A 10238-nucleotide genomic window follows, 5' to 3' on the forward strand; every position below is an offset into this window, starting at 1 on the left:
CTCCTCAGTCCTTACTTCGCAGCCGCGGGGATCGACGTGACCTTGATCGCCGTGTACTGCTGGCGGTGGCCCTGGCGACGGCGGTAGCCGGTCTTGTTCTTGTAGCGCAGAATGTCGATCTTCTGCCCCTTGTGGTGGTCCACGACCTCGGCCTGGACCTTGATGCCGGCCAGCACCCACGGGTCGCTGGTCACGGCGTCGCCGTCGACAACGAGCAGGGTCGAGAGCTCGACCGTGTCGCCAACCTTGGCGGTGGAAATCTTGTCAACCTCGACGATGTCGCCGACAGCAACCTTGTGCTGCCGACCACCGCTGCGCACGATGGCGTACACGCGGAACTCACTCTCTCGCTCGGGAAACGAACCCCCGCAGGCCAGCCTCCCGTGATGCACGGGCGACCTCTCCCGGCCAACCCTGTGACCGGGAGGAAGAAGGTTTACGGGGATGCGGCGTGCGCAATGGACACGCCGACGGTCTAGGTTACGGGGCCACGGCCGACACGGTCAAACCGGGCCCAGGTCCCCGCATCGGCCACGCCGTACGCGGCTCAGCTCTCCTCGGCTGCGGCCGGGACCGCGGTCTTCTTCGCCGCCGTCTTCTTGGCCGCGGCCGTCTTGGTGGTCTTCGCCGCCTTCTTGGCCGTCGCCTTCTTCGCCGCGGTCTTCTTCGCCACCGTCTTCTTGGCCGCGGCCGTCTTGGCCGCGGCCGTCTTGGTGGCGGCCGTCTTGGTGGCGGCCGTCTTGGTGGCGGCCGTCTTGGTGGCGGCCGTCTTGGTGGCGGCCGTCTTGGTGGCGGCCGTCTTGGTGGCGGCCGTCTTGGTGGCGGCCTTCTTCGCCGTGGCCTTCTTGGCGGCCTTGCGGGCCGTCTTCTTGGCCGGCGCCGTCGCCTCCTCGGCCTCGGGCCCGGCCTCGGCGACACCCTGTGCGGACGCCTCCGCTCCGGCGGCCTCGTCCTGCGCCGCCGGCAGGACCACGACGGCCGCGTCCTCAGGCGCGGTCGGCGCGGTGGCCTTGCGGACGGCACGGCGCCGCGGTCGGGCCGGGGCGGCGGCCTCGGCGGCCGGCACCTCGTCGGCCGGAGCGGCCGACGCGGCCTGCGCCGCGGGAGCCTCCGGCTCGGCGGCCGGAGCCGGGGTCGGCTCCTCCGCCGCGGGTGCCGTCTCCGGCACCGTCACCACGGCCGCCTCCGCCCCGGCGGGCGAACCGGCCGGTGCGGACACCTTGCGGGTGGCCCGGCGGCGGGTACGGCCCTTGGGCGCGGCCTCCTCGGCAGCCGGGGCCTGCAGGGCGACGACCGCGTCCTCGACCGCGGCGGGCTCGGCCAGCGCCTCGGCAGCCGTCTCGGGCTGCACCGGGCGCTCGGCCTCCTCCCGCACGGTCACCTCCTGCGCGGTCGGCACCTCGGCCCGGGGAGCACCTGCGTGCGCGGACGCCCGGCGGCCGGCCCGGCGGCGGGAGCGGCCCCGGCCGGCTGCGGCCTCCGCCTCGGCGACACTGCTGTACAGCTCCTCGTCCGGACCGAAGTCGGGCGAGGGCAGCGCGACCGGCTCCGCCGCCGCCACGGGGGCCTCCGCCTCGGCCTCGGCCTCCTGCTCCGCGGTCTCGACGGCCGCCGCGGCCTCGTGCTCGTGCGGCTGCTCGGCGGCACCGGCCCGCGCACGCTTCTTGCGCTTGCCGCCGCCGCCCTGACCGGTCGGCTGCTCCAAGTGGACGATGACACCGCGCCCGTTGCAGTGGACGCAGGTCTCCGAGAACGACTCCAGCAGGCCCTGGCCGACCCGCTTGCGCGTCATCTGCACCAGGCCCAGCGAGGTCACCTCGGCGACCTGGTGCTTCGTGCGGTCGCGGCCCAGGCACTCCAGCAGGCGCCGCAGCACGAGGTCGCGGTTGGACTCCAGGACCATGTCGATGAAGTCGATGACGATGATGCCGCCGAGGTCGCGCAGCCTGAGCTGGCGGACGATCTCCTCGGCCGCCTCCAGGTTGTTGCGGGTGACGGTCTCCTCGAGGTTGCCGCCCTGGCCGGTGAACTTGCCGGTGTTGACGTCGATGACGACCATCGCCTCGGTCCGGTCGATCACCAGCGACCCACCGCTGGGCAGCCAGACCTTGCGGTCCAGCGCCTTGGCGAGCTGCTCGTCGATCCGGTACGTGGCGAAGACGCCGACGTCGCTCGTCCACTTCTGCAGCCGGTCGGCCAGGTCGGGCGCGACGTGCGAGACGTAGCCGTGCACGGTCTGCCAGGCCTCGTCACCGCTGACGATGACCTTGGAGAAGTCCTCGTTGAAGATGTCGCGGACGACCCGGACGGTCATGTCCGGCTCGCCGTACAGCAGCGACGGAGCGTTCGAGCCGCCGCCGTTCTTCGACTTCTTCCGGATCTCCTCCCACTGCGACTGGAGCCGCTCGACGTCCCGGCGCAGCTCGTCCTCGCTCGCGCCCTCGGCGGCGGTGCGCACGATGACGCCCGCGTCCTCGGGGACGATCTTCTTGAGGATGGTCTTCAGCCGGGCCCGCTCGGTGTCGGGCAGCTTGCGGCTGATGCCGGTCATGGAGCCCTCGGGCACGTACACGAGGTAGCGGCCCGGCAGGGAGACCTGGCTGGTCAGACGGGCGCCCTTGTGCCCGATCGGGTCCTTGGTGACCTGCACGAGGACGGACTGCCCGGACTTCAGCGCGCTCTCGATGCGCCGCGGCCCGTTCGCCAGGCCGAGCGCCTCGAAGTTGACCTCGCCGGCGTACAGGACGGCGTTGCGGCCCTTGCCGATGTCGATGAAGGCGGCCTCCATCGACGGCAGCACGTTCTGCACCTTGCCGAGGTAGACGTTGCCGACGTACGAGGTCGACTGCTCCTTGTTGACGTAGTGCTCGACGAGCACGCCGTCCTCCAGGACGCCGATCTGCGTACGGTCGCCGTGCTGCCGGACCACCATGACACGCTCGACGGCCTCGCGGCGGGCCAGGAACTCGGCCTCGGTGATGATCGGCACCCTGCGGCGGCCCTGCTCGCGGCCCTCGCGGCGGCGCTGCTTCTTCGCCTCCAGACGCGTGGAGCCCTTGATGGACTGCACCTCGTCCGACGGCTCGGCGGCCTTGCGCGGCTCGCGGACCTTGACGACGGTGCGCTCGGGGTCGTCGGCGGCGGGCTCGCTGTCGGTACCGGAGTCCCCGGCACGCCGACGGCGACGGCGGCGACGACGGCTGCTGGAGGAACCGCCGGACTGCTCGTCGCGGGCGTCGGCGCCGTCCTCGGCGTCCTCCTCGACCTGCTCGGCGGTGTCCTCGGCGTCCTGTTCGGCCTCCTCCGCGGCGAGGTCCTCGTCGGTGTCACCGGCCTCCGCGGCTTCACCGCGACGACGGCGACGGCCACCGCGGCGGCGGCGACGGCGCGACCCGGTCTCCTCCTCCTCGGTCTCCTCGCTCTCGGCGGCGGCCTCCTCGGCCTCCTCGGCCTCCTCGGCCTGCGGGGCCTGCTCCTGCTGCTCCGCCTGCTGCCGGGGCGCGGTCTCGGCGCTCTCCTCGGCCGTCTGCTGGACGGTCTCCGTCTCCTCGCCGAAAGCGGCACCCCGACGGCGACGGCGGCGACGCCCGCCCGACTGCTCTTCCGGGGCCTCCTCGACCTCGGCGGCCTCCGCCTCGGCGGCGGCCTGCGCGGCGGCCCGCTCCGGCGTCTGGAACTGCGGCTCGGCGAACACCGGAGCCTGGAACACGGCGACCGCGGGACGCGCGGGGCGGCGCGGCGACTCGGCCTCGGCCCCCTCCCGCGGCGCGGGCGCGGAGAACCCGGTCGCGGCAGCGCGCGCGGCCCGGCGGCGGCCACGGCCCTTGGGCGCGGCCTCCTCGGCTGCGGGCGCCTCCGGGGCGGACTCGGCGGGGGCCTGCGAGGCGGCGACGGGCGCCTCGGCCACGGGCTCGCCGGCACCGGCCTCCTGCGTCGCGGCACCGGAGGTGACGGGCGTCCGAGCCGTCTCGGACGCGGAAGAGGCGGCCCGGCGAACGACACGCCGACGGCGGCGCGGCGCGGCCTCCTCGGCAATGGCCTCGACGGCAGCGACGGGAGCCGGCTCGGCGTCCGTGCGCTCCTCGGCGGCGGGCACCTCGGCCTGCACGGCCTCCTCCGTGCCGGCGGGGGCGCCGGCCGGAGCGGACGCGCGGCGCGTGGCACGACGGCGGGTACGGTGCGCGGGGGCGGCCTCCTCCTCGGCGGCGGCCTCGGCGGACGCGGCGGCCTCGGCGGCGGGCTCGGGCTCTTCGGCGGGGGCGGGCACGCCGGAGCCGCTGTCGGCGGCCTCGGCGGACACAGGCGTCCCGGCGGGCGCGGAGGCCCTACGGGTGGCCCGGCGGCGGGTGCGCCGGGGGGCGGCGTCCTCCGCGGCCTCTGCGGCGGGCACCTCGGCGGCCGACTCGGCGGCGGGTGCTGCGGGGGTGGTCGGCACCACGGTCTCCGCGGGCTCGGTGCCCGTCGGGGACCCGACGGGCGCTGAGGCGCGGCGGGTGGCACGACGACGCGGGCGACCGGCGGGCGCGGTCGGCTCGGCGGCCTCCTCGGCGCGGGTCTCTTCGGGTGCCACGGTCACGGCCTCGTCGGGCTTGACCTCGGCCTCGTCCTCCGCGGCCGGTATGGCCGGCTCCACCGTCTCGGTGGGAGCGTCGGAGGCGCTGGCGGCCGGCGGACCGGCCGGGCGGGACGCGGCACGGCGCCGGCGACGCGGCGGCAGGGTGTCGCTGGGGGTGTTGGATTCGGAACCCTGGGTGGGCTCAGTCGGCTCGAGCATGCGGGCGTTTCTCCCGTCAGGCTCCCGGGCGCCGCGCCCGGTCCGGCGCCGATCGTGAGGATCGGCCGCCGTTGACGTCCGCGGCTCGCGCGATGCGCGGTGCCGCCGTCCGGGGCGCGGGCGCCGCACGGGAGCTCTCTGTGTCCTGTCTCGCCGGTTCCGTATGCCTTGTCGCGTACGGCCTGGCGAAAGTCTTCTGGTCGGTGCGCTGCCCGACCCAGGTGGCTCCCGAGTACGAGGGCGGCGCTACGACGTCCGTCCCTACGCGGAACCTTCCGGCATCGGCGCCGTCGCGGCGGCGGCCGGGACGGCCGTCTCAAGGGCCTCGGCTGCCTCGCGGTCGGGCGCGAGCGGGTCGGTCACCGTGCCGGTCTCTTCATCGAGCAGCCCCTGCGCCAGCCTGGTCACCGCTGCGGGGACCGGCGGCGCCAGGTCGGCCACGGCGCGGAGACCGGACAGGACGTCGTCGGGTCGTACGGCAGGCGTCACGTGCCGAACAACCAGCCGCAGTATCGCACAGGGCTGGTCACTCGGCCCAGCATGGAGCGGGGCGTCGGCGGCTTCGGTGGCGCCGGCGCGCGCATTCAGGCTGACCACGGCCGGTCGGGCGTCGAAGGTCCGCAGGCCGTTCTTGGTCCTGCGCTGGACCTCGACGGCCTCGGCCGCCTCGAACGCCCGCACCGCACGCTCGGCGTCCGCCGGGTCCACCCCGTCCAGCCGCAGCTCCCAGACGGAGGCCGTGAGCCGGTCGGCGAGCCCGGAGGTGCGGGCCTCGACCGCCTCGACGACGTCGAGCCCGGTGGGCAGCGACTCGTCCAGAAGGCTCCTGAGCCGTTCGGGGTCGCGGGATGCGGTGAGTGCGATCTCCAGGTACTCCGCCTCGCTGCCCGTGCCGGTGGGTGCGGCATTGGCGTACGACACCTTCGGGTGCGGCGTGAACCCCGCCGAGTACGCCATGGGCACCTCGGCGCGGCGCAGCGCGCGCTCGAAGGCACGCTGGAAGTCACGGTGACTGGTGAACCGGAGGCGGCCTCGCTTGGTGTAGCGCAGTCGGATGCGCTGCACCGCAGGTGCGGGCGGCGGGCCTACGGGCTGTCGCTTGCCCAGTGGAACTTCTCCTCGTGTCGCGATCCGTGGCGCTGCCCCGCGTCGGCGGAGAGCGCCTCCGGGCCGGCTCCTGCCCGGGGTCGTGGTCCGGATCACCCCCGCGTCGGCGGGAACGTTTCGCGCCGGACCCTCTGCTCCAGAGTACGCGTTTCGCCGTCGGTGAGTTCCCGCCCGCCCACCGCCTCCTTCTCCCAGGGCGCCCCGAACAGGGCCCGGCGCACATCGGCGCGCACCTGGCGGGCGGTCTCGCGGGCGCCGGCGAGAGCCTGCCGGACGGCCCGGCCCGCGCTGCGCGCGGCCTGGGCGGCGGGCCGCAGCACCGCGTCCCGCAGGACGTGCCCCACCGGCGTCAGCATCGTCCGGTACACCCACCGCAGCGGTTCCACGAAGAGCCACCGGAAGGCGGTGCCGAGGAAGCGGCCGACGGCTCGCGAGATCCGCCCGGCCACCCGCCAGGCGTGCCCGAGCGCCTCACCGGCCTCACGCGCGACGATCGCGAGCACCCGAGCGACGGGCACGAGCACCCACCGCCACGTGGCGAGCACGGGCAGCACGACCAGTACCCGGACCGTCCGGTACAGGGCGGCCCCGACCCCCGTGACGGCCAGCACGATCACCTGGGCCGCACCGCGCGCACACCAGGCCAGGGCCCGCCCCACAGGCCGGAGCACCCAGGTGTACAGCCACACTCCGGGCACGACGACGAGGTACCGCACGATCCGGGAGGCGACCGCGTACCCCCCGGCCACGAGGACGGCCGGCACGAGCCCGGCCGCCTTCAGCAGCCACCCCAGGACGTGGCCGAGCGGCGTCAGCACGTGCGCGTACACCCACACGGCCCCGGCACCGAACCCCCGGCACACCCGGACGACGGCGTGCCCGAGCGGCGTGAGCACCCGCCGGTAGAGCCACACCGCCGGCCCGACGAGGAGCACCCGGCCGAGCAGACCCAGCAGCGTCCCGAGCGGCACGACGACGTACCGCCACACGCCGACCGCGGGCCACACGAGCAGGGCACGCCCCAGCCACAGCAGCGCGCGCCCGGCCGGCCGCACCACGGTGTCCCGCAGCACCCGTCCGGACACGACCAGCAGGTCCCACAGCATCCGCACCGGCACCACGAGCACGAGCACGACGATCCGCACCGGAATCCGGATCGCGGTGACGAGACGTCCCTCGGGCCCCGGCACGGCGGGCGGAGCGACACGCTCCCCGCCCGTCGCACATCGGTCGTCCACACGGTCCTCCATACCGACCCAGACGCACCGCGAGGCGCCGTCGTTGCGACGGAACACCTCTTCACCGAGGTGTTGCCCGCCCGGCCAGGCGACCGATGCGGCTCGCCCGCGCGCCTCGACCGAACGCCACCCAGCCGGCCGTCGACGTTGACCTCGAACTCGCGAGCCACGGACGATCCGGAAGCCCGCGACACACACGGGCGATCAGGGGGGCGTCATGGCCGGAGAGCACAAGCGCAGCGAGACCGTTTCCGCGTCGGCACGACATCCCGCGGCGCCGGCCGAGGTACTGACCGGGCTTCTGCACAAGGAGGCCGTCGCGGCCTGGGACACGCTCTCCTGGCGTGCTCTGCCGGACGAGGTGGTCGACGCCATCGTCACGCACCCCGACCACAGACTGCGAGGGGTGTCGACCGCGAACGCCGCGGTGTCGGCGGCCCAGCTCGCCCTCGTGCACGATCCCGATCCACGCGTCCGCCGCGATCCGGCCATCGGACCCGACGGGTTCGGCACCACCGTGCGGCCGCTGCCCCTGCCGTCCCAGGAACTCCTGCTCGCCGATCCGGACCCGCAAGTCCACCGAAGCGCGGCCTTCTGCCGTCACACGGCTCCGGGCCTGGTCGCCGCGCTCACCGACCGTCAGGACGCGGACCTTCGCCGGGCGGACTGCCGTCAGTGGGCCTCATTGCCCGAGGACACCCGAAGCCACCTGCTACACGAAGCCGGGTGTCGGTCGGGTGGTCTCGGAGGACTAGTCCTCCTCGAAACGCCAGAGCACCAGGACGTTCTCGTCCGACACACCAAGAAGGCAGACGTCGATGGTAAGTCCGGCAAGGACATCGGCGTGAAAGGACGAGGCCAGAAAGTCACCCTCCTCGCCGTCCTCCGCGTGCCCGTGATTCGTGAAGAATCGTGCACCGTTTCCGACAGCTCTCAGAACCTCCCGCAGGCAGGCGTCACGTTCCGCGTTCGGCACACGAAGGGACTCGCTGGGGCCGTGCACGAGCGATCCGACCGAGATCAGTCCGACCAGTTCCACGGCCTGGCTGGGCGAGACCTCCAAGAGGCTGTCCTGCAACTCCCGGCGGTCGACGTGACGCAACACCGGATGACCCCGGATCGATTCCATCACCGTGACGCGCCAGTCCTCGCCCGTGCGGGCGAGCAGTGCGGCGAAGGACTGAAGTTCGTCGAACCGTCCCCGCACACAGGGAGGCAGACCTGTCGTTGCCGTCATCGATCCTCTCCCGGCAGGCTCACAGCAGTCTCGGCATTGCCTGGACGTCGGCAGGGGCGAACACCACTCCACCGCCGTCACCCCGGGCGGGAAGAAGGCATTCGACAAGCGGCTGCCCGACACCGAGCCCAAGCTCCGCGAGTGTTCGCCGAACCCGAGCCCTGCTCTGCCTTGCCAGACGCCGGGCCGATGTCCTTTGCGCGATGCTCCACGACGGAACTTTCTACGAGCCCCGGCCCACCGCTGTGGCCTGAGATCGCTCACGAGTGGCAGTGCTTGGTCGTCGAGAGGGGCGACTCGCAGTCAAAATCGAAGGTCTCCAAGGCGGCGTCGGCGGGGAACTCCGGGTGGTCGTGCCAGATTCCGGCCAAGGCGACCAGCAGGTTCCACGAGGCGGCTGCATGCAGGTCCGTCTCCCCTGCATGCTCGACCGGAGAGTTTCGGTGGAAGATCACCGCCGCGATCTGTCTGTCTTGCGGCCAGACGCAGAGCTGCGGCCGTGCGGCGGGCTTCGCCTTGAAGCGGAGCCGTTTCGGGGATGCGTGCCGACACGAAGCCGACGAGCCGAGCGACCTGGTCCTCAGTGATCCGTTCCACTCATACCTCCTGCGGTCAGCAACCCTATTCGCCTGCGGAGACGCCGACTGTCGCACCGCAGTGCACTCCTCGCTGTGTCCCAACGCCCTGGCGCAGCTGGATCCAGGCATGCACCGGGCCGGTCAGCCGTCCGCTCCCAGTCGTCGGCGAAGCGGCTCCGGCAGCAGATACGGGCGTTCGGCCGGCGCCTCACGCTCAGCCTCCTCGATCCTGCCATCGAGTACGAGAGAGTGCGTCGTCCGCACCAGTTCGGTGACGTCCGCGATGTCCACGATCCAGTGGTCCACGTAACGACTCACGGCTTCGCCGGACAGGCCGACCTGAATGGCGCGCCACGGCTGCGGTTCCAGAAGGACCGACCGGTCCGGGTCCCACTGCACTCGTACCGGGCACGCGGCAACCTCTGCGCGCCACTGGTCGCGGTCCGTGTGCACACCGGGCTGGAAATGGCTGAGGGCCGAATGCGTCAGCGCCCACTCGAACCCCACCCGGTCGATCTCGATGCGGAGAACGCGTTCCTGGTTCGGCTTCCGGGCCCAGCCGGAGCGATACATCATCCACAGGAAGGATGGTTTGATCCACGTCATGCGTTCACGCTTGAACGGCGCCACGAACGTCCCCGCGCGCAGTGCCGGTTCGGCGATCTCCTGTGGAAACGCCTGGTACACGGTGATCGTGGAGTCGGAGTACGCCGCTCGCACGAGGCGACCGTGGTCTGCCTCCCTCACCGACCGCCCACCTCCGACGCCCAGGTGACCGCCTTGTGGACCTCCGGCCCCTCGACACGTGCGGCGCCGGCCGTGTAGAGCAGCCACAGCAGCTCAAGAGATCCGAAGAACGATTCCCCCCAACTGTCCACCCAGACGCGGACCTGCGCCGGGCCCACCGGAACGGCGTCCCAGAACTCCCAGCCGCGCGAATCCTCGTCCGGCTCGAAACGGTAGATCCAGTTCTGCAGCGACCAAGGGTTTCCACCACTCCGATCCATGTACGCAGTGCAGCCATGCCGGGCGAAATGCTGCGGCGCCTCACCGCTCCGGGCGCAGAGCGTCGTGAACCAATCCGGGAACTCGTCCACCGGCAGATCTTCGTCGTCGAACTCCGCTGTGCAGGCCAGGTGGAGTGCCGCCGAAAGGACGTGCCGCACCCGCTGCACATAGGCCTCGGAGAGACCCCCGGCAACATCGACGGTGAACACCGCCAGAACCGGCGGAGCCGACTCGACTGCAGGGCGCTGCCGGACACGGTCCAGTTCGGCTGCGACGCTCTCCTCGCTGTGGATCAT

Annotated in this window: 8 protein-coding genes; all 8 read right to left on the reverse strand. The window is 72.9% G+C overall.

Annotated features, from left to right (window positions below; translation table 11 throughout):
* Positions 1-11 precede the first annotated feature (11 nt).
* Positions 12-332, reverse strand: a complete 321-nt coding sequence (gene rplU / locus JS756_RS19755; RefSeq protein WP_030749991.1) for a 50S ribosomal protein L21 — start codon at positions 330-332, stop codon at positions 12-14.
* 215 nt (positions 333-547) lie between these two features.
* Complete coding sequence (locus JS756_RS19760; RefSeq protein ID WP_205384450.1) at positions 548-4774, reverse strand: Rne/Rng family ribonuclease; 4227 nt, start codon at positions 4772-4774, stop codon at positions 548-550.
* Positions 4775-5035: 261 nt separating this feature from the next.
* Positions 5036-5839, reverse strand: a complete 804-nt coding sequence (locus tag JS756_RS19765; RefSeq protein WP_205384451.1) for a TIGR03936 family radical SAM-associated protein — start codon at positions 5837-5839, stop codon at positions 5036-5038.
* 134 nt (positions 5840-5973) lie between these two features.
* The gene (locus JS756_RS19770) at positions 5974-7119 is read right to left on the reverse strand and encodes a hypothetical protein (RefSeq protein WP_307790807.1); all 1146 of its coding nucleotides are present in this window, start codon (positions 7117-7119) and stop codon (positions 5974-5976) included.
* A gap of 751 nt (positions 7120-7870) precedes the next feature.
* The gene (locus tag JS756_RS19775; protein ID WP_205384452.1) at positions 7871-8356 is read right to left on the reverse strand and encodes a hypothetical protein; all 486 of its coding nucleotides are present in this window, start codon (positions 8354-8356) and stop codon (positions 7871-7873) included.
* A gap of 260 nt (positions 8357-8616) precedes the next feature.
* Positions 8617-8811, reverse strand: a complete 195-nt coding sequence (locus JS756_RS19780) for a hypothetical protein (protein WP_205384453.1) — start codon at positions 8809-8811, stop codon at positions 8617-8619.
* A 264-nt stretch (positions 8812-9075) separates the two neighbouring features.
* A complete protein-coding gene (locus tag JS756_RS19785) occupies positions 9076-9681 on the reverse strand; it encodes a DUF4291 domain-containing protein (RefSeq protein ID WP_205384454.1) in 606 nt (201 codons plus the stop codon).
* Positions 9678-10238, reverse strand: a complete 561-nt coding sequence (locus JS756_RS19790) for a hypothetical protein (RefSeq protein WP_205384455.1) — start codon at positions 10236-10238, stop codon at positions 9678-9680. Before JS756_RS19790 ends, JS756_RS19785 begins: the two co-directional genes overlap by 4 nt.

The sequence above is a fragment of the Streptomyces actuosus genome, assembly GCF_016921115.1.
GTDB classification, from domain to species: domain Bacteria; phylum Actinomycetota; class Actinomycetes; order Streptomycetales; family Streptomycetaceae; genus Streptomyces; species Streptomyces actuosus_A.